This window comes from Methylobacterium sp. UNCCL125 (assembly GCF_900116795.1).
Lineage (GTDB): Bacteria > Pseudomonadota > Alphaproteobacteria > Rhizobiales > Beijerinckiaceae > Methylobacterium > Methylobacterium fujisawaense.
This window is the reverse complement of the sequence record NZ_FPBW01000005.1, coordinates 212,071-230,918: the sequence shown is the minus strand read 5'-3', so window position 1 is coordinate 230,918 and position 18,848 is coordinate 212,071. Positions and strand designations below refer to the sequence as shown.

Here is an 18,848-nt window from a genome sequence, read left to right as displayed (position 1 = left end):
AGCTGAATCAACGCGGCAGCGCTCAAGCTGCGGCACATCCGGCCCGTTCGTCCCCTGGGAGACCGTGATGTCCGCTCTCGAACTGCCGAGCGCAGTCGATCTCGCGCGAGCCCAATTCGCGCTCACCGTCGTCTGGCACTTCCTGTTCCCGGCCTTCACCATCGGACTTGCGAGCTATCTCGCGGTCCTCGAAGGGTTCTGGCTCAGGACCGGCGAGGCCGTCTATCTGGATACCTATCGGTACTGGCTCCGCGTCTTCGCGGTCGCCTTCGCGATGGGCGTCGTCTCCGGACTGGTCATGAGCTACCAGTTCGGCACCAACTGGTCGGTCTTCGCCGACCGGACGGCGCCGGTGCTCGGCCCCCTGCTCGGCTACGAGGTTCTGACGGCCTTCTTCCTGGAGGCGGGCTTCCTCGGCGTCATGCTGTTCGGCCTGGAGCGGGTCGGCAAGGGGCTGCACTTCCTGGCGACCTGCCTCGTCGCCTTCGGCACGCTGACCTCCGCATTCTGGATCCTATCGGCCAATTCCTGGATGCAGACGCCCACCGGCCACGCCATCGGGCCGGACGGGCGCTTCGAACCGGCCGACTGGCTGGCGATCATCTTCAACCCGTCCTTCCCCTACCGCTTCGCCCACACGGTCACGGGCGCCTATCTCACCACCGCGATGATCGTCGGGGCGGTGGGTGCGTGGCATCTGCTGCGCGACCGGAGCAATCGCCAGGCGCGGCTGATGTTCTCCATGGCCATGTGGATGGCCGCCGTGGTGGCTCCGGCCCAGCTGGTGATCGGCGACCTGCACGGCGGCAATTCCTACGCGCACCAGCCCGCCAAGGTCGCCGCCATGGAGGGACATTTCGAGACCGAGCGCCGCGCCCCCGCGATCCTGTTCGGCTGGCCCGACGCGAATGCGGGCGTGGTGCAGAATCGGATCGGCATCCCCGGTCTAGCCAGCCTCTATCTGACCCACGACCTCGACGGCGAGGTTCGCGGTCTCAGGGACATCCCGCGCGATCAGTGGCCGACCAACCTACCCCTGGTGTTCTGGTCGTTCCGGATCATGGTTGCGCTCGGCCTTCTGATGATCGCCCTGGGTCTAGCCGCGCTCTGGCTGCGCCGTCAGGGGCGGCTGTACGACACGCCGTGGCTTCACCGCTTCGCCGTCGCCATGGGGCCGTCCGGATTGATCGCCGTCACGGCCGGCTGGACGGTCACGGAGGCGGGCCGTCAACCCTTCACCGTCTACGGCGCGCTGCGCACCGTCGACAGCGTCTCCCCGGTGGCGGCCCCGGCGGTCGCGGCCTCCCTGGCGGCCTTCGCGGCGGTCTACCTCGCCGTCTTCGGCGCCGGCATCTGGTACCTCCTGCACCTGTTCAACCAGACGCCGCACGTCCATGAGCCCGGGCCGCCCCCGGGGCAGCCGATCCGCACCGCCGGCATCACGCCCGCGCCCGCCCTGGTCTCCGGCACGCCCGGCGCCGGCCGTCCCCTCGCCCAGCCCGCGGAGTAGGCCCGATGTCCCTCGATCTCACCCTCATCTGGGCGTTGCTCATCGCCACGGCCGTGTTCCTCTACGTGGTGATGGACGGCTTCGACCTCGGGGTCGGCATCCTGTTCCCCGCAGTTCGCGGCAAGGCGGATCGGGATCTTATGGTCAACACCGTCGCCCCGGTCTGGGACGGCAACGAGACCTGGCTGATCCTCGGCGGCGGCGGCCTGTTTGCAGTGTTCCCCCTCGCCTACGCCACGATCCTGCCGGCGCTCTACATGCCGCTGATCCTGATGCTCCTGGCCTTGGTCTTCCGCGGTGTCGCCTTCGAGATGCGGTTCCGGGCCGCCACTCTCCGAAGCCAGCGCGCCTGGGATCGGTCCTTCTCGTGGGGCAGTTACGTGGCGACCTTCTGCCAGGGCATCTGCCTCGGTGCCCTGGTCCAGGGCATCCGGGTCGAGGGCCGCGCCTATGCGGGTGGCTGGTGGGACTGGCTGACCCCGTTCTCCGTGCTGACGGGCATCGCCCTAGTGGGCGGGTACGGCCTGCTCGGCGCCTGCTGGCTCATCTGGAAGACCGAGGGTGAACTCCAGCTCCGGGCCTATCGGCTGGCACGCCAACTCGGCTTCGTCACGCTGGCGGCCATTGCGATCGTCTCGGCCGCCATGCCGATCCTGAGCGACGCGTTCCGGGCCCGGTGGCTGTCCTGGCCGAATATCGCGCTGGCTGCCCCGGTTCCCGCCCTGGTCGCCGTCCTCGCCTGGCGCTTCTTCGTCGCCCTCGAGCGACGCGCCGAGGTGACGCCGTTCCTGTGCGCCCTGGGTCTGTTCCTGATGTCGTATATCGGGCTCGGGATCAGCCTGTGGCCGATGATCGTACCGCCGGCCATCTCGATCTGGGATGCGGCGACGCATCCCAGCAGCCAAGCTTTCCTGCTGGCCGGTGCCGTCGTGCTCGTGCCGATGATCCTGGTCTATACAGCCTACGTTTACTGGCTGTTCCGCGGCAAGGTCGCGGCGGGAGCGCCGGGCTATCACTGAGGCCGGCGCAGGTCGCATCGCGACGGCACTGAGAGGATGGGCCGGCGCGTCTCGGACCGGCCCGCGCTCATTGGCCAAGCGAAGCCGATCGGGGCCTCGGCGGCTCCGTCGGCTCGGGCGCATCACGGCCCGGCATGGGCCCCTTTGATGAATCGCGCGACGTCGTCGGCGACCGGGAACCGGAGACTGAACGGAAAGCTGAGGGCATGAACGATCTGGCCATGGCCCAGGCCGGGATAGATCTTCATAGTCTCATCGCCGGCGAAGGCCCGCATGGCTCCGTCGAGCGCCAGGGTCCCGGCCGGGTTGACGTCGAGATCGGCCGCGCCCGCGGCCAGCAGCATCGCAGGATGCCTGTCCGAAGCATGATTGATCGGCTGCAGAGTGGGATCGCTGCCGACGAAGACCTCACGATCCAACGGCTCCATCAGCGCCGCGCTCGCATAGGGGCCCGCCAATCCGACGATGCCGGCGAGCTTCGCCGGGCTTGAGCCGGCCTGCTCCAGCCATGTTGGATCGAGACCCAGCATGGCGGCGGCCCACGCGCCGGAGGAATGGCCTACGACCACGACACGCCTTGAGTCGCCGCCATATTCGGCCGCGTGGGCGATGGTCCAGGCGACCGCGGCGGCATTGTCCGCCAGGATGTCTGACAGTCCGACAGCCGGAACGTGGCGGTAGTCCGGGATCACGGCAACGAAGCCCCGCCGCGCGAAGGCGGCGCCGACATACGCGACCTCATCCTTGGACCCGCTCCGCCATCCCCCGCCATAGAGGAAGACAACGACCGGACGCGCCCCCCGCGCGGCCGACCGATAGATGTCGGCGCGGTGCTCGATCCCGTCCGCGTAGGCCACCCCCTTGGTCACATGCACCTCGAAGGGCGCAAGCACATTCAGAACTGCGAGGGTCAGACCGACGATCTTATCGCCCAGATAGCTCAGCATGGGATCGATTTCCGCGAACGTCGGAGGGGGGCGTGTGTCGGTCTGCGGGCCGGTCCCGGGCCCGGCAGGATGTAGTCTACGTCAGCTCGATCACGCCGAGGCGGTCGGTGACCTGGACCGGCACGCGCCTGTCCGCCGGAAGGTTCGCGACGGTCACCGATCCGTCGTCTTCGAAGCGATGCAGCCTGACTTGCCGCGGGCGGAGCGACAGACGGATCTCGGCGGGACGCGCCGGCGCATCCGGAAGCGGGATCCGGTTGCGCCGATCCCAGCCGTCGAGGCCGAGCCAGATCGGAATGAGCGTCGCCCCGTCCTGTCGTGCGAACCGTGCGAAGACGAGATCGGGCACTGCAGCGGACAATGTGACGTCGCGATCGGCCGCAACGGCGGCGACGGTGCCGGCATTCGCTCCGAACAGTCGGACGAGGCTGCGAACCGCCCGGAAGGCGGGGGTCGGCCGGCCGTCGTGAGCGAGGAGGCCGAAATGGCTTTCGGGGTCGGCGTCGCCGCGATCGAAGCTGGCGATCAGCTCGTAGAGGTAGGTGCGGCGTACCCCCTGCAGATAGCTCCAGAGCAGCATCCGCGGAAGGTACCGGGCCCGGAGACCGGCCGAGATCGGCAGATGGGCGCTGCCGGTGGCAAGCGCCGTGTGGTAACCATTCTCGGTGGCCAACACCGGAGCATCGCCGAAGACCGGACGGGATGCCGCCATGAAGCGGGCGAGGCTGCCGGCGCCATCGGTTTCCGGGGGCTCGGCGCCGGGATAGGCGTGGATGTTCGCGAAATCGATCACGGCCGCAAGATTCTGCGCCGCTGCGACGTTGTCCTGGATGTAGCTCGGCCCGGCGACCCGGACGGTTCCGGCCCGGGCATCCGCCCGCACGGCGCGGAACAGGGCGGCTTGGTGCGCGGCCGACTGCCCCGCCAAACCGGGCCGCGTCGCCACCGGGGGCTCGTTGCCGCCTTCCACCACGACGAGTCCCGCGCCAGCCCAGCCTGCGATCTCGGCGAAGCGCTCCGGCGCTACCCGCGGCCCCGGCGTGAGCCCGTCATAGAAGATCAGGCTGAAGCGGTAGCCCCGGCCGGCCAGATCCGCGATCCGTTCGAATTGTCCAGCCGGCTCGTCGCCGGTGAGCACGATATCGTCGCGCAGATGGCGGACGCCGAGATCGTCGAGGGCTTCAATGCAGGCCGCAAAGCGCTCGACATACGGGCTGCCGCGATGGCCGAGATGCACGTTCACGCCGATGGAATCGATCAGCGCCTCGCACCGATGCAGCGGCTCCGCCGCCGTGGCACGCCCTGCCGCCAAGGTACCTGTCGCGAAGGTGCCCGTCGCGAGGGATCCCGCTGCCAGGGCGAGCGCCGAACGGCGCGTGAGCCGTGTCATGTCCGGCCTGCCAGGGTGAGGACACGGCCGGGCTTTGCGGAAACCGCCGTGCCGGAGCGCGTCGCCTTCGACCGTTGCACCGCCTGCAGAAGGTCGTGCAGAGCCTCGGCGAGCCGGGCCTGGGCCTCACGGGATCCGAAATTGTGGTCCACACCCGGAACGACCGTCACGGGCGCGCCGAGGCGGCGGTCCGCCTTCCCGGGCGAGCGTCCCAGGTGGCGGCGGAGCGCCGCAAGACCGGGATCGCCGGCACTGTAGAGCAGTCGGATCTCTGCACCCCGGCGGCGAAGGGCCGCGATCCGCCGGGCGGGTGATCCGCCGGGCGGGCCGGGGCGTATGGCCCGGCGCATCTGGCGGAACGCGGCATCGATCCCGCGCCGGGCCAGCACCGCGGCGATCGCGCCGATCCGAATCTCGCCGCGGATCAGCCGGCGCCACGTCGCGCCCCGCTTGAGCAGGGCCGCGTAGGTGGAGGCGCTCCCGAAGGTTTGCCGGATGACCTGGTCAAGGTCCTCATCCGGATCCCAGTCGAAACAGTAGAGGTTGAGCAGGAGGGCCCCGTCCACCCGGCTGTCCCGGCAGAGGGCGTGCAAGGCCGCGTAGGCGCCGCTGCAGCCGCCGACGAGCAGGATCGGGCCGCCCGTGCCGGCGATCTCGTCGACGGCCGAGATCACATCGGCGAATCCGTCCGCCGCGAAGAGCGGCTTGCGGCCGTCCGCTCGATCGGCGCTGTCGCCGATGCCCCGCTGATCGAACCGAAACGAGCCGATTCCGTCGGCGGCGAGACGCCGGGCGAGATCGGTGGTCTGGCGTCCCCATCCGGAATGCACGCTCATGCCGGTGGAGACGAACACGATCGTGGGTGCATTCGCGTCGGCCCGGTCCGGGCGGCACCGGATGCCGAACAGGCCCCGGGCGAACCGCACCGGCTCCTCCTCCCAGCCCGACCCGGTCAGAGGCGGTGAAGCCAGGGCGCCGACGGCCGTTCCGCTGCGCGTCAGGCCGCTGTCTCCCGCGCCCGCGGTCGCGAAGGCGATGACGCGCGCGAAATCCGCCGCCGGGACATCGGAGAAGATCGGGTCGCCGACGAGTGCGGCGAGACCCGGGAACGGCCCTGTCGCGACCGTGGAGCCGAGGGTTTCGAGGCGGGCGGCCAGGGTCCTGGTCTCGGGTGCCAGGAGCAGCGCGCGCCGCGCCGGCGCCCGTTCGAGACGTTCGAGGTTGAGGGTGGCGAGCTCATTGAGGACAACCGATTCCATCCGGAAGCCACCGACGGTGAGGCTGTCGGCCTCCTGCGGTGGGACCGACCCGTCCGGCAGGCGCCCGATGGTCTGCGCCCGCAGCCGCATCTCGCGCATATAGGCGCGCCCGGTCGTGACCGGTGCCAGCAGCACGAGGCCTTCCACGGCCTCGTCCTGGGCCGCCAGGGCCGCGAAGGTGGCGCCCAGGCGCAGACCGATGAGGACGATCTCCGTCACGCCCGCCGTCGTGCGCAGGAACTGGACGGCTCGCCGGATCGCCGCGACGCAGGCCAGGACCCGTGCGGCTTCGGGATCGGCCGAGTCGCCCTCCCCCGGGTAGTCGAAGCGTAAGGTCGGGCAGCCCGCCGCGGCGAGGTCTTCGGCCAGCGAACGCCAGGGTCTGTGCGCGGCCATCTGCTCGAAACCGCAGGTCCCGCAGAGGACGACGCCGCGCCGTCCGGCGGCCGGATGAAGCCACCCGAACAGGCCATCGAACGTCACCGGCACCGCGGCGTCGGACTCGACCTCAGGCGTCATGACCGAATTCCACGATCTCGCTGCTGTTGATCGCCCGCACGCTCCCGCGCGGCAGCCATTCGGCGTCCGCGAAGGCGACGATCCGGCTCGATCCCGGCGCGAGATGGAATCCGCTCTCGACCGGCCACACTCCGGAGGCTTGCACTTGGACGCTGCAGGCGAAGCGCGCGGTGCTGATCCGCAGACCCGGACCGTCCCCGGTCGCGACCGGTTCGGCCCGCAGGCCGACAGCCTCGCGGAGGACCGGCCGCAGGCCGGGGAAGTGGAAGCTCTCGGCGATCACGCGGCCGTCGGCATCGCTCAGCCGGGCATGCGCGAGATCGTGGATCCGTGGCCCGAACCGGTAGCTGTCCGTGGAGTCGAAGAATCGGCCGAGCACGGCGGCGGAAGAAAGCGTGAGGGCCGCCCGCGGGCCGGCCGTAAGGACCCGCTCGGCCCGCGCTGCGACCCGCCCCCCGACATCGCACAGGGTCAGCGTCAGCGTCAGGTCCTGGGCCGCTGCCGTCTCGTTGAGGACGTGAACGTGAAGGCCGTCGAGGCCCTCGTCGGTGAGAAGGACCTGGACCGGACGGAAGGCGCGCTTCAGCGCATACCAGGCCGATTTCGGCCTCTGCGTCCAGTCGATGACGCCCCAGCCGGCGCCGGGTCCGAGGTCGCGCAGCATCAGGACGAGGCCGCCGGCTGTCGGCGAGCGCGGACAGCGCCACTCCGCGAAGGTCGCCTCCATCACCTCGGCCACCGCAGCACGGCCGAGTTCGAGGTAGCGGTCCGGATCTTCGGCGCGCAGCGCCGCCGGATCGACGCCGTAGAGCAGGGCGACATAATGGTCGCGCACCGTCTCGAAGTCCCAGTCGGCCCCCCGGTCCCGGGGGATGCCGGCCGGCCAGAGCGGATCGGCCGGTCCGGTCGGTCCCGGCGTGCCGGGTTCGGGCGGATTGGCGAAGGCGAGGCATTCGCTGGCGAAGCCAGGTTCTGCCCGGCGGGCATCCTCCAAGGGCCGTCGATAGGCGCCGACGCCGAAATAGTGCGTGCAGCCCCCGCGCGGCGAGAAGGGCAAGTCGCCGCCGGAGGGCGAGTTCGGCACGACGATGAGATCGGATCGCAGATCCGCCGCGCGCGCCGGCAAAGTCGTCGCGCAGAAGGTGTCGGCCCAGACGGCCCGGGGCGCGCCGAGCATCGCCGCCTGCTGCCAGACTTCGCTGCCCCCGCACAGCACGCAGAGCGACGGCGCGGTCTGCGTCCGCTCGAGAAACCCCGTCAGCTCGCGGTCGAGTTGGGACGCGAAAGCCGGGTCCGCGTGCGGATAGTCGAAATTGGCGAGCATCAGGTCCTGCCAGACCAGAATGCCGAATTCGTCGCACAGATTGTAGAAGTCGGAATCCGGATAGAGCGTCGTGCCCGGGACGCGCAGCATATTCATGCCGGCCTCACGGGCGCGCATGAGCAGCGTTCGGGTCCCGTCGGAGCCCAGCCCGACGAGATCCGGCGGCGTCCAGACGGCGCCCCGGCAGAAGACCGGCACGCCGTTCACTGCCAGCGACAGGCCGTCCTCGAACGGACGGGTGAGCGTCAGGCTTCGGAAGCCGACGCGGCCGAGGTCGAAGCGTGCGCCGTCGACGCGCACCTCGACCGGGTAGAGGTTCGGCACGCCGTGCGTGTGCGGCCACCAGGGCGCGATGCCGGGAAGCGCCAGCGCGCCTGCGAACAGGCCCGGCTCGACCTCGGTCAGAGAAGCCTCACCCCCGCCGCACGCGAGGATGACCGAGTCGGTCCGCCCGTCGATTCGCAGGCGCACGGCCAGGTGGCCGATGTCGCCTTCGAGGGTCGAACGCACATCCGCGGCCGCCATGCGGGGTCGGACCGGCCCGACAGTCAGCGGTCGGAAGGGGCCGACGTGGTCGATCTCCGGGCACCAGCCCGGCATGAAGCCGAGGACGCTGGTTCGCAGATGGCGCAGCGATCCGGGTGTGATCATCCGAGGCCGCCAGCGCCCGCGCTTGGCCGGTCGGTCGAGTTCCTCCCGGAGCGCACGGAAGCAGAGCGCCAGCTCGGAGACGCCGCCGAGTTCGACATCGACGGTGTGCGCCTCGAACATGGAGCGGGTGCAGAGGATCGGCGCGAAGTCGAGCCAGACCTCGGCCAGGGTGGCGAGCCCTTCGAATCGAAGACGGGCCGGGCCCGCCCCGGCGATGCGCGACCGGTACCAGACATCGCGATCGTGGATCGGCTCCGGCGCGGCCTCGCTCCAGCGCCCGGCGGCCCGCAGGGCGGCGGCGGCGGTGCCCGGAACGGTGGCGGGGATCCAGCCGGTCACGGCGTCGAGGTCAGCGGGGCCCGCACAGGCGCCCGGCGGCGTGACGCCGAGCATCCAGGGCCCGAACTGGACCTCCGGCGCACGCTCGTCGACGCAGCGGATGCGGGCCATCGCGGCTCTCAGCGGTCCAGCGCGCGGTCGAGGTCGGCGAAGAGGCGGTCGTAGGTCGCCGCGAGGCGGTCGAGACGCAGTGCCAGTCCCTCGGCCGAGCGGCGGTGGAAGGCGCGGGCAAGCTGGAACTGGAAGGCCTTCGCCTCGCGGCTCACATCCGCGGCGGCCGCGGCCGCTGGCGCGAACCCACCGGCATCCCGCGCCTCGAGCCACGAGAGATGACTGGCGAGCATCTCGAAATTGGCGCCGAGCTGGCGCGTCGTATTGAAGGCGTAGGCGTGGAACACGCTGAGCGGCCGGCACACCAGATCCCCGGCCGTCGCCGCCAATGCGTCGCGGAACGCCAGGACAGGATTGCGGCGGGGCGCCCGGGCGCGATGCCGGACGAGCAGCGCGCGGGCGGCCCCCGGCAGGTCCGCGGAACTCAGGGGCGAGGCGACCGACTTCACGAACTCGGCGTAGGGCGGCAGCAGCGCCGGCGCAAAGATCCCGGCATAATCCGCCCCCGACAGCCGGAAGCGCCCGGCATTGTGGAGATAATCGAGTTCCTGGGTCACCGGGTCGAGGGCCAGGATACCGATCGTGGTCTTGGCGTGGTCCCGGCTGTAGGTCGTCCCCTGGGTATCGGGCAGATAGATCGCGTCGACTTCGACCAGCACCGGGCGGCCGGCCTCCGCCTGACGCACGGCATGGGCCTCGAGGCCTCCGTAGACCGCGAGTTCCAGCACCTCCAGCCCGTAGAGCCGCTCGATGTCGCCGGGCGGCGGCTTGAAGAAGGTGAACTGGTCGCCCTCGAAATCCTGCCGCAGGGTGAAGCCCAGCATCGCCTCGGGCACGAGGCCGCGTCCGTGCAGGAGCTCGATCCAGAGGTCGACGTAGCAATTCGTCTCCGGCCAATCGCGGCCGGACCCGTGGAGCGGGTGCGGGGCGTAGGGTCCCGCGGCTCCGAGACCCTCCGGCCGGCGCAGAGCGGCGGTCACCGCCTCAACCCCACAGCTCGGCGCGGACGGCCTCAGGCCAGGCGGCGAGATCGAGTCCGTGGTGGCGCAGCAGCGCCAGGGTGATCCGCTCCAGGCCGAAGCCGACGCAGGCCGTATGGGCGACCGCGCCATCCGCCTGTTGCAGGTCCCAGGTGCTGCCGAAATGGTCCTGGTGATAGTTGAAGCTGAGACAGGCGGTCGGATTCTCGACGCTGTTGACCGGGACATTCAGTTCGAACTTGAGGCCCTGCGCCCGCTGGTTGTTGGCGAGCATCCGGCCGGCGCGTCCGAAAAACGGATCGTTGGCCGCGTCGATGGCGAGCGGAAGACCGAGGTCGCGCATCATCGCCGTGCCGCGTTGAAGCCACGACTCGCGGAAGGCCAGAACCTGCTCGGGACTGCCCATGCGCACGTATTCGCGCATGCGGAAGAGCTGCATCCGGGTCGGCTCCAGCGAGGGCTCGCGCCGGAAGCAATAGGATTGCAGGTCGAAGAGGCGGCCCGCGGCGGGCAGCGCCCCCCGGGCGGCAGCCACCGGATAGACCGGGTAGCAGGCCGCGGGCGTCAGGACGACGTCGGTGGCCTCCTGCTGGCCGGTCCAGTCGGTCCCGGCCTCCAGACAGGCGAGGATCTCGGCATGGCCGCGGGCGTCGCCGCAGAAGCTGTGGACGGTGCCGGCGAGGTTCGGGAACCCCTTGAGGTACCCGCTGCGCTCGAAGGCCGACCGGCTCATCGCGGGCGGGAAGCGCAGCACCTCGGCCCCCTCGGCGGCGCCGAGACGCGTGATCATCCGGTCGAGGGCGTCGACGACGCTCTCGAAGCCGCCGCTGCGGCCGTAGAGGCCGTCGACGCCGGTCCGGACCAGCAGCCCGTGGTCAAACAGGCGGTCGAGGAACGTCGGACCGCCGGCCGGCTCGTCCTCGGGGAGGACGTCGCCGGCGGGAGAGGAGATCGATTCCATCACGCACTCATGAGCTGGCCGCTGCCCTTCTGCACGAGCAGGAGCTTGGCGGTGTTGGCGAGGATGCGATCGTTGCCGATCATCAGCGGTGCGGAGAGGACGTCGCGCAGCGGCCGTCCCAGGCTGAAGGGCGTGTCGTTCCTGTATCCGGCGAGACCGACGATCGCGAGCGCACCCCGCACGATCTCGACCGCCATGTCGGAGACGGTGACCTTAAGGTTGTTCAGCATCACGCAGAAGCCGACGGAGCCGATCGTGTCGGCGTCCCCGTGCGCATCCTCGAAGCGGCGCAGGGCCGACACGATGGTGCCGCGCATAGCCTGGTGCGCGTTGGAGACCTCGGCCAGCCGCAGGGCCGTGGGCGGGACCTGCCCGGGCCGCCGTCGGGCCTCGGCCTGCACGAAGGCGCGGGCGCGGTCCACCGCGTAGGTCGCGATCCCGTACCACACGCTGCTCCACAGCAAGTGCGACGAGGCCAGCATCGACTGGGCGGCGATCTCCGCGAACGGCTTCGGCAGGATCTGCTCGACCGGGACGTTCCGGGCCTCCAGGCGGAAGCCGTCGCTGCACGTCCCGCGCATCCCGAGGGTGTCCCAATCCCCCGTGCGCACCAGGGAGATCTGATCGGCCATCAGCGCGACGAGGACCTGATCGGACGTCGCCGCGTCCGGATGGCGCCGGGCCGTGGCGAGGATCAGGTCGGCCCGGGCGCCGTAGGAGATCACCGACGCGTCCTTGCCGAGGGCGAAGACCTCACCGGTGGTCTCCACGGCGCAGAGGCTGTTGCGCAGGTCGCCGCCGATGCCGGCTTCGGTGGTCGAGGAGGCGACCAGCAATTGCTCGCGGGCGATCCGCTCCATCAGGCGGCCGTGCCACGGGCTGTCGAGCCCGTGGGTCACGAGGCTCGACACCTTGATGTGGTGCATCGCGAACACCATCGCGGCCGCGCTGCAAGCCTGCCCGAGCGTACTGCACAGCTCGGCGATCTGGACGAGCCCAGCCCCCTCGCCGCCGAACTGCCCCGGGATCTGAAGACCGAGGAGGCGCTCGGCCTTCAGCGCCGCCACCGCCTCTTCGGGGAAGCGGCCTTCGCGATCGACGGCGTCGGCGTGACGCGCCGCCACCGCCGCCACCCGCTCGGCGCGCGCGGCAAACGTGCTCATGCGGCTTCCTGCTGGATCAGCGTGGAGACGGCCTCGCGAATCGCGCGGATGGACGAGAACGACTTGCGGTTCAGGAGTTCATCGGGGAACTCGATGTTGAAGCGCTCCTCCAGCGCCAACATCAGCTGCACCGAGCCGAACGAATCCAGCCCGCGATCGAACAGGCTGTCATCCTCGGAGAGCTGGTCGGCCTTGCCGGCGAAGGCTTCGTTCGATCCTAGGATCTCACGGATATCCTGAGCGATGTTCAAGGCGGAACTCCCTATTCCAGTCATAACGACGCTATTGAACGGATCGGCCCGCCGTCAAATTATCTATTTATTAATAGTAAATAGCCGTGCGCGTGTTGCGATACGGGGATGCGCGCGGCGTATCCAGGCAGCTCACGCGGCCCGAGCGCTATATTGGCCGCCGCTACCTTTACGATCACTTTCCAGCTCTTTATTTCGCGACCGACTCTCCCGCCAATTCGCGGATTCAGCAACTTACGCGCGTAGATGCGCGGCATGACGTCAATTCGGGATGAGGAGCCATTTAGGACGATTCGGGACTTGTCGTGACGTGGCGGGGCCATCGTGGCCATAAGGTTGCGGCTTCGCCTGTCCCGGGCGTAGCCCCAGGCATCAGCCGGCGCGCGATGATCGACAATCTTCAAATTCTGCGTGCCGTCGCGTCATACCTTGTCTTCCTCACGCATTACGGCCTGTATATCGGACCGGTTTTGCCGCGACCGGATCTCCTGGCCTTCGGCGCCTTCGGCGTGGACGTCTTCTTCGTCCTGTCCGGGCTCATCATGTTCGTGAGCACCAGCGGCCGCCATGAGAGCCCCGGTGGGTTCCTGCTCCGCCGGGCGTCGCGCGTCGTCCCGGTCTACTGGCTCGTCACGATCGGCCTGGCGCTCATCGCGCTGACCGGCCTGAAGCCCATCGGGATCATGGAGGTCCGGCCGGACTACCTCATCCAGTCGTTGCTGTTCCTGCCGTTTTCCCGCGGAGGCTTCATCGAGCCTCTGAATTCCGTCGGCTGGACGCTCAACTACGAAATGTTTTTTTACGTGATCTTCGCGGGCCTGCTGCTGGTGCCGAAGCCCGCCGTCCGGGCGCTGGGCGCGGCCGCAATCTTCCTCGCGTTGATCCTGCTCGGACTTCTGCCCGTCCCGGGCCTGTACTGGGCCTACTACACGAAGCCGATCATCATCGAGTTCGCCGCCGGCATCGGCCTGGGCTACGCCTATCTGCGCCTCGGCATCCCGCCCGCGGGATTCCCGGTCAGGCGCTTGGCCTGTGCCGCCCTGTCCGCGGCGGCGCTGCTCGTCCTCGGCGGCCAGATCGCCACCACGCTGCTCGACGCCAGCCCCGAATTGTCTGGATTCGCCCGGCCACTGGTCTGGGGCTCCGCGGCCGTCCTCGTCGTCGGCGCGATGCTGCTCCTGGAGCAGGGCGGCGTCGCGCTGAAATCGCGCTGGCTGCTCTCGCAAGGCAATGCCAGCTACTCCTTCTACCTGGTCCACAACCTGCTGCTTCACAGCGCCGCCAAGCTCGCAGCGCTCCTCGTCGCCCCCGGATACGCGCGTGCCGCTCTCATCTTCGCCATCGCGTTTCCGGCCTCTGTGGCCGCGGGAGAGGTGCTGTTCCGATATGTCGAGACCCCTCTGATCGCCGGCCTGCGACACCGGCTCCATCGACGGACGCGTCCTGCCTCTCAGCCGACGCCGATCGCCTCGTAGCCTGCGCCACGCAGGATCTCCGCGGTGCAGGCCGCGACCGGCTTGCGCTGCCAGTGCATAGACCGAAACCACGCGCTGACCGTGCAGAGAATGCCGATCATTAACGTTACTAATTCATAAAAATTAAGTTTACACTCGGTATTAGACATCTGAACAGGGCCTATTTCCAACTGTTGTCGAGGCGGTGACCCCTTTTTTAGGGCCGATGTCTCCATTACTCTTTCCAGTGCGCCTTTGCTCGCTGTCACAGGCGGGGGCGGCAGGACAGTATTGATTGGTCCCGCGTCTGGCGTGCCGACGAGGAAGCTGTGATGCGTGTCGCGATTGTTCACGACTGGTTGTATATCGTCGGTGGCGCCGAGCGTGTCCTCGAGCAGCTGCTGCGGATCTATCCCGACGCGGATGTCTTCGCGCTCTTCGATTTCCTGTCCGAAGAGGATCGGGAGCGGCTGGGCTACACGCAGGCGCGGACAAGTTTCATCCAGCGTATGCCCTTCGCGCGGACGCGGCACCGCAACTACCTGCCCCTGATGCCGCTCGCGATCGAACAGTTCGACCTCTCGGCCTATGATCTCGTCATCTCCAGCAGCTACGCGGTGGCCAAGGGCGTCCTGACCGGACCCGACCAGCTGCACGTCTCCTACATTCACTCGCCCATGCGCTACGCCTGGGACATGCAGCATACCTACCTGAGGGAGAGCGGCTGCGACGCCGGGATGAAGAGCCTGCTCGCCCGGCTCATCCTGCACCGGATGCGGGTCTGGGACTTCCGCACCGCGGCCGGTCCCAACGCGATCGTGGCCAATTCCGCCTTCGTCGCCCGGCGCATCCACAAGGTCTACGGCCGCACCGCCGAGGTCATCCACCCGCCCATCAATCTGCCGAGCCAGCGCTACGACGGGCCGCGCGGCAACCACTTCCTCGTGGCCAGCCGGCTCGTGCCCTACAAGAACGTCGAGGCCGTGATCCGCGCCTTCGCCCTGCTTCCCGATCTCGAACTCGTGGTGGCGGGCACCGGGCCGGATGCGGCACGGCTGCGGGAGATCGCCGGGCCCAACGTGTCGTTCTCCGGCTTCGTCTCCGACGGGGAATTGCGGCGCCTCATGGCCACGGCCCGGGCCTTCATCTTCGCGGCCGAGGAGGATTTCGGGATCATCGTGGTCGAGGCCACGTCGGAGGGCACGCCGGTCCTCGCGCTGGGCCGCGGCGGCGCCCGCGAGACGGTTCAGGTCCGCGGCCCGCAGCGCACCGGGATGTTCTTCGACACGCCGGAGCCGCAGGCCATCGCCGATTGCGTTGGCTGGTTCCTGCAGCAGGAAAGCCTGTTCACCCGGGAGGCCCGCTGGGCGCAGGCCGAGATGTTCTCGGCCGAGCTGTTCCGAAGCCGCTTCGCGAGCTTCGTCGGTCAGCAGATGGCTCTCCATCAAGCCGCCTGCGAGACGCGCCCGCGGATCCTGCCGCGGCTCGAAGCCGTCGGCTGAGGACGCGCCGCATGTCCTTCCTGACTGTCGATCTGGCCGACCGGGCGCCGGTCCGCGCCCTCCCCCAGGAGCCGGTGCGCGGCGGCCCGCTGGCCGCCGCCCTCTCCCGGATCTGGCATCGCCGCTACCTGTTCGCAGCGGTGTTCGTCGGGATCCTCGGCCTCGCCGTAACCGCCCTGCTGATGATTCAGCCGCAATACGTGGCGAGCGGCTCGGTGATCGTCGCCGAAGCGGAGCCCGGGGCGAACAACGCCTCCATGGCCTGGATCCAGAAGATCGGCGATCCGGCCGATATCGAGAGCCAGATCCTGGTGATCCGCTCGCCCCGGCTGCTGCGTCTCGCGATCGACGACGGCCTGATCGCGGCCGTCATGGCCGAGTGCCGCTCTGCGGCGACCCGCGGGCATCCCGACGAGATCAGCGCCAAGAAGGAAGCGGCCTGTACGAAGCTCACGACGGATCGCAACGCCCTCGTGGAGTATCTTCAGAAACGCTACACGGTCCTGAGTTCGGGCCGCTCGCGCATTATCACCATCGGTTACAAGTCGCCACTGCCCGAGACGGCGCAGACGATGGCCAACGGCCTGATCAACGCCTTCCTGGAGGATCAGCGCGAGACGCAGGCCTCGAGCCGGAAGGCGGCCGCCGACTGGCTGCATGCCGAGATCAGCCAGCTCGATGCATCGATCCGCGCGGACGAGACCCGAATCCAGACCTTCCGCCGTCGCAAGGGCCTGCTGAAGGGCTCGACGGCCCCGATCAGCGCCGAGCGACTGACCAGCATCAGCCAGCAGCTTGCCGCTGCGGAGATGGCCAAGGCGGATGCCGCCGCGCGTCTCAGCGAGATCGAGAACAAGGGCGCTCGCGGCGCCGACAGTGCCCCGGCGGTGCTGGCCAGTCAGACCGTCGTATCCCTGAAGCAGCAACTCAGCGGCGTCAGCGCGCAGCTCGCCAACCAGAGCACGCTGCTCGGGGCGAACCACCCGGTCATCCGGGCGCTCGAGACCGAGCAGGCGAGCCTGCGCACGCGGATCGAGCAGGAGGTCGGCAACGTGGCGAAGGGCTTGCGCAAGTCCTACGAGGCGTCGAACGCCCTCGCCAAGTCGCTGCGCGCCCAGCTCGAAACCGCCAAGACCGACGCCGCCGCCGCCATGGACGACGAGGCCTCGATCGAGGGCATGGTCCGCAACGCGGAGATCAAGCGCACCCGCTACGCCGATCTGGTGAAGCGGGCGGGCGAGCTGGAGACCGAGCGGCGCATCCTCACCGGCAGCACGCGGCTGGTCAGCCTCGCCGAGCTGCCGCAGGAGCCGTTCTCGCCGAAGGCCGTGCCGTTCCTGGCGGGCGGCTTCGTGCTCGCGGGCGTCCTCGCCGCCGCTGCCGCGCTGCTGCGCGACTATACCGACCGACGGGTGCGCAGCTCCGCGCAGCTCATGGCCGGCACCGGCGCCCCGGTCTTCGCGCAGCTGCCCAGCCTGGAGCCAGCCGGGCTGGTCGGACGCTTCTCCGAGCGTCAGCGGGCGCTCGAACTCCCGGAGGCCCTGGCGCGGGCGCGGGTCGATCCGGTGATGCAGAACGTCCTGCGCAACCTGCACGCCCATCTCGTCCTGGCAGGCTCCGGCAAGTCCCGCGTCATCCTGGTGACCTCGGCGAAGCCGCGCGAGGGCAAGTCGTTCACGGCCTTCGCGCTGGCCGGGATCGGCGCCGCCGGCGGGCGACGGGTCCTCGTCGTCGAGTGCGACCTGCGGCGCCCGAATTTCGAGGCGTCGCTCGGGCTCGGCCGCGGGCCGGGCCTCGGCGGCGTGCTCCGCGGCGAGATCGACCCGGCCGAGGCCGTGGTCCCGGCCGGACGCTTCGACGTCATCCCGGCGGGGACGCCGACGGCCGACTCAACCGAGCTTCTGATGAGCGACCGGATGGCGGGCTTTCTCGACTGGAGCCGCCGCTACGACCTCGTCCTTCTCGATACGCCGCCCACCAGCCTCCTGATGGACGCGCCGACGCTCGCCCGCCACGTCGACGGCGTGCTCTGTTGCGCCCGCTACGGCCGCTCGCAGCTCTCCGACACCGTCGAGACCGTGGCGAACCTGCGCCGCGCCGGCGGACACGTGCTCGGAATCGCGATGACGATGGTCCGGCCGGGCACTCAGCCGACCTACGATGTCATGCCCCTGCCCGATCCACGCACGGCCGCGGGCGCCCGATGACAGACGTCCTTCCCGCCGCGACGCTTCCGGAGCGTGGCTCCGTCGACCCGGTTTTGGCCGCCCGGTCCGGGATCGCCGCGCGTCCCAGCGTTCTGTTCGTCAGCCACACCGGCACGATGTCGGGAGCGGAGCTGGTGCTCCGCGACGCCGTCCAGCCATGGGCGGGTTCGACCGCCTTCCTGTTCGAGGACGGCGCCCTCACCGACGCCCTGCGCGGGCAGGGTCTGGAGATCCGTCTTGCACGGCGTCGGACCTCCCTGGCGGCTCTCCGGCGGGATGCCTCGCCCCTGAGCGCCCTGCCGGTGCTGGGCCGGCTCGGCGCCCTGGCCCTGGAGATCGCGCGGGCGGCGCGCGCCTGCGACGTCGTCTACGCGAATTCGCAGAAGGCTTTCCTGCTGTCCGCCTTCGCCGCGCGCTGCGTCGGACGCCCCCTGGTCTGGCACCTGCACGACATCCTCGACAGCGCGCATTTCGGGCGGGCCCAGCGCATCGCCCAGGTGTGCCTCGCCAATCTCTGCGCGACCCGGGTGATCGTGCCGTCCGAAGCCGCAGCGCGGGCCTTCGTTCAGGGCGGGGGACGCCGATCCCTGATCCGTATCGTGCCGAACGGCCTCGACCTCGACCGCGACCCCCGGCCTGCCGCGGCGCTGCGCGCGGAACTCGGCCTTCCGGCGGGTCCGCTCGTGGGCGTGTTCAGCCGCATCGCGCCCTGGAAGGGACAGGACGTGCTGATCGAGGCGCTCGCGCGCCTGCCCGGCCTCCACTGCATCGTGGTGGGGGCGCCGCTCTTCGGCGAGGATGCCTACGCGGCGCATCTGAGGGACCTTGTGGCCAAGTACCGGCTGTCGGACCGGATCACGTTCCTCGGCCAGCGCGACGACGTCCCCCGACTGATGCAGGCGGTCGACGTGGTCGTGCACCCCTCGGTCGATCCGGAACCGTTCGGCCGCACCCTCGTCGAGGCGATGCGCGTTGGCGTGCCGGTGGTCGCCACGGATGCGGGTGCCTCTGCGGAGATTCTCGACGGCGGGGCGGCCGGAACGCTGGTGCCGCCACGGCGACCGGACCGTTTGGCGGCCGCCCTGTCGGAACTGCTCGAAAACCCCGACGCCTTCGCGCCGCGAACCGGTCTCGCCCGGGAACGGGCGCTGTCCCGCTTCGGAGCGGACAGGATGCAGCGCGCGCTCGCCGACATCATCCTCCAGGTCGCCGGCCGCGCCTGACGGGCCGGCAATCCCTCCCCTCTCCTCCGGAGCCGTCA

Annotated in this window: 14 protein-coding genes; 6 read left to right on the top strand and 8 right to left on the bottom strand. The window is 69.7% G+C overall.

The genetic code is table 11. The features are described from left to right. Positions 1 to 67: 67 nt before the first annotated feature. Positions 68 to 1,510 carry a cytochrome ubiquinol oxidase subunit I gene (locus BM396_RS06470; RefSeq protein WP_043382211.1) on the top strand — a complete coding sequence of 481 codons (1,443 nt, stop codon included), beginning with the start codon at positions 68 to 70 and terminating at the stop codon, positions 1,508 to 1,510. A gap of 5 nt (positions 1,511 to 1,515) precedes the next feature. Further along, positions 1,516 to 2,529, top strand: coding sequence for a cytochrome d ubiquinol oxidase subunit II (gene cydB / locus BM396_RS06465; RefSeq protein ID WP_043382212.1), 1,014 nt, complete (start codon positions 1,516 to 1,518; stop codon positions 2,527 to 2,529). A gap of 122 nt (positions 2,530 to 2,651) precedes the next feature. On the opposite strand, the gene BM396_RS06460 is transcribed toward cydB, so the two are convergent. From BM396_RS06460 to BM396_RS06425, 8 genes are all read right to left on the bottom strand, one after another. Continuing rightward, positions 2,652 to 3,476 carry an alpha/beta hydrolase gene (locus BM396_RS06460; RefSeq protein WP_043382215.1) on the bottom strand — a complete coding sequence of 275 codons (825 nt, stop codon included), beginning with the start codon at positions 3,474 to 3,476 and terminating at the stop codon, positions 2,652 to 2,654. 76 nt (positions 3,477 to 3,552) lie between these two features. Next, on the bottom strand, positions 3,553 to 4,866 hold the full coding sequence (locus tag BM396_RS06455) for a hypothetical protein (protein WP_043382218.1): 1,314 nt from the start codon (positions 4,864 to 4,866) through the stop codon (positions 3,553 to 3,555). Beyond that, a complete protein-coding gene (locus BM396_RS06450; RefSeq protein WP_043382221.1) occupies positions 4,863 to 6,644 on the bottom strand; it encodes an alpha/beta fold hydrolase in 1,782 nt (593 codons plus the stop codon). The genes BM396_RS06455 and BM396_RS06450 overlap by 4 nt, the downstream gene beginning before the upstream one ends. Then, positions 6,634 to 9,069, bottom strand: coding sequence for a glycosyl hydrolase 2 galactose-binding domain-containing protein (locus tag BM396_RS06445; protein ID WP_043382224.1), 2,436 nt, complete (start codon positions 9,067 to 9,069; stop codon positions 6,634 to 6,636). Before BM396_RS06445 ends, BM396_RS06450 begins: the two co-directional genes overlap by 11 nt. Positions 9,070 to 9,077: 8 nt before the next feature. Next, positions 9,078 to 10,049 (bottom strand): DUF1839 family protein, encoded by a 972-nt coding sequence (locus BM396_RS06440; protein WP_043382227.1) that lies wholly within the window; start codon positions 10,047 to 10,049, stop codon positions 9,078 to 9,080. Positions 10,050 to 10,053: 4 nt separating this feature from the next. Beyond that, positions 10,054 to 11,010 (bottom strand): amino acid--[acyl-carrier-protein] ligase, encoded by a 957-nt coding sequence (locus BM396_RS06435; RefSeq protein ID WP_244538823.1) that lies wholly within the window; start codon positions 11,008 to 11,010, stop codon positions 10,054 to 10,056. Then, positions 11,010 to 12,173, bottom strand: a complete 1,164-nt coding sequence (locus BM396_RS06430) for an acyl-CoA dehydrogenase family protein (RefSeq protein WP_043353391.1) — start codon at positions 12,171 to 12,173, stop codon at positions 11,010 to 11,012. The genes BM396_RS06435 and BM396_RS06430 overlap by 1 nt, the downstream gene beginning before the upstream one ends. Continuing rightward, positions 12,170 to 12,424 (bottom strand): acyl carrier protein, encoded by a 255-nt coding sequence (locus BM396_RS06425; RefSeq protein ID WP_043353394.1) that lies wholly within the window; start codon positions 12,422 to 12,424, stop codon positions 12,170 to 12,172. The genes BM396_RS06430 and BM396_RS06425 overlap by 4 nt, the downstream gene beginning before the upstream one ends. 386 nt (positions 12,425 to 12,810) lie before the next feature. Between BM396_RS06425 and BM396_RS06420 the strand changes: the two genes are divergently transcribed. From BM396_RS06420 to BM396_RS06405, 4 genes are all read left to right on the top strand, one after another. Beyond that, entirely contained in the window at positions 12,811 to 13,899 is a 1,089-nt protein-coding gene (locus BM396_RS06420; protein WP_043382230.1) for an acyltransferase family protein, read from the top strand. Positions 13,900 to 14,210: 311 nt separating this feature from the next. Further along, positions 14,211 to 15,380 carry a glycosyltransferase gene (locus BM396_RS06415; RefSeq protein ID WP_043382233.1) on the top strand — a complete coding sequence of 390 codons (1,170 nt, stop codon included), beginning with the start codon at positions 14,211 to 14,213 and terminating at the stop codon, positions 15,378 to 15,380. 11 nt (positions 15,381 to 15,391) lie between these two features. After that, positions 15,392 to 17,587: a GumC family protein gene (locus BM396_RS06410; protein WP_043382236.1), complete on the top strand. Its 2,196-nt coding sequence runs from the start codon at positions 15,392 to 15,394 to the stop codon at positions 17,585 to 17,587. Then, entirely contained in the window at positions 17,584 to 18,810 is a 1,227-nt protein-coding gene (locus BM396_RS06405; protein WP_081948652.1) for a glycosyltransferase family 4 protein, read from the top strand. Before BM396_RS06410 ends, BM396_RS06405 begins: the two co-directional genes overlap by 4 nt. Positions 18,811 to 18,848 lie beyond the last annotated feature (38 nt).

Bases quoted from the DNA above. Each gene is read 5' to 3' on its own strand.
- BM396_RS06470 (WP_043382211.1), top strand. From the start codon at position 68: ATGTCCGCTCTCGAACTGCCGAGCGCAGTCGATCTCGCGCGAGCCCAA.
- cydB (WP_043382212.1), top strand. From the start codon at position 1,516: ATGTCCCTCGATCTCACCCTCATCTGGGCGTTGCTCATCGCCACGGCC.
- BM396_RS06460 (WP_043382215.1), bottom strand. From the start codon at position 3,476: ATGCTGAGCTATCTGGGCGATAAGATCGTCGGTCTGACCCTCGCAGTT.
- BM396_RS06455 (WP_043382218.1), bottom strand. From the start codon at position 4,866: ATGACACGGCTCACGCGCCGTTCGGCGCTCGCCCTGGCAGCGGGATCC.
- BM396_RS06450 (WP_043382221.1), bottom strand. From the start codon at position 6,644: ATGACGCCTGAGGTCGAGTCCGACGCCGCGGTGCCGGTGACGTTCGAT.
- BM396_RS06445 (WP_043382224.1), bottom strand. From the start codon at position 9,069: ATGGCCCGCATCCGCTGCGTCGACGAGCGTGCGCCGGAGGTCCAGTTC.
- BM396_RS06435 (WP_244538823.1), bottom strand. From the start codon at position 11,010: ATGGAATCGATCTCCTCTCCCGCCGGCGACGTCCTCCCCGAGGACGAG.
- BM396_RS06430 (WP_043353391.1), bottom strand. From the start codon at position 12,173: ATGAGCACGTTTGCCGCGCGCGCCGAGCGGGTGGCGGCGGTGGCGGCG.
- BM396_RS06420 (WP_043382230.1), top strand. From the start codon at position 12,811: ATGATCGACAATCTTCAAATTCTGCGTGCCGTCGCGTCATACCTTGTC.
- BM396_RS06415 (WP_043382233.1), top strand. From the start codon at position 14,211: ATGCGTGTCGCGATTGTTCACGACTGGTTGTATATCGTCGGTGGCGCC.
- BM396_RS06410 (WP_043382236.1), top strand. From the start codon at position 15,392: ATGTCCTTCCTGACTGTCGATCTGGCCGACCGGGCGCCGGTCCGCGCC.
- BM396_RS06405 (WP_081948652.1), top strand. From the start codon at position 17,584: ATGACAGACGTCCTTCCCGCCGCGACGCTTCCGGAGCGTGGCTCCGTC.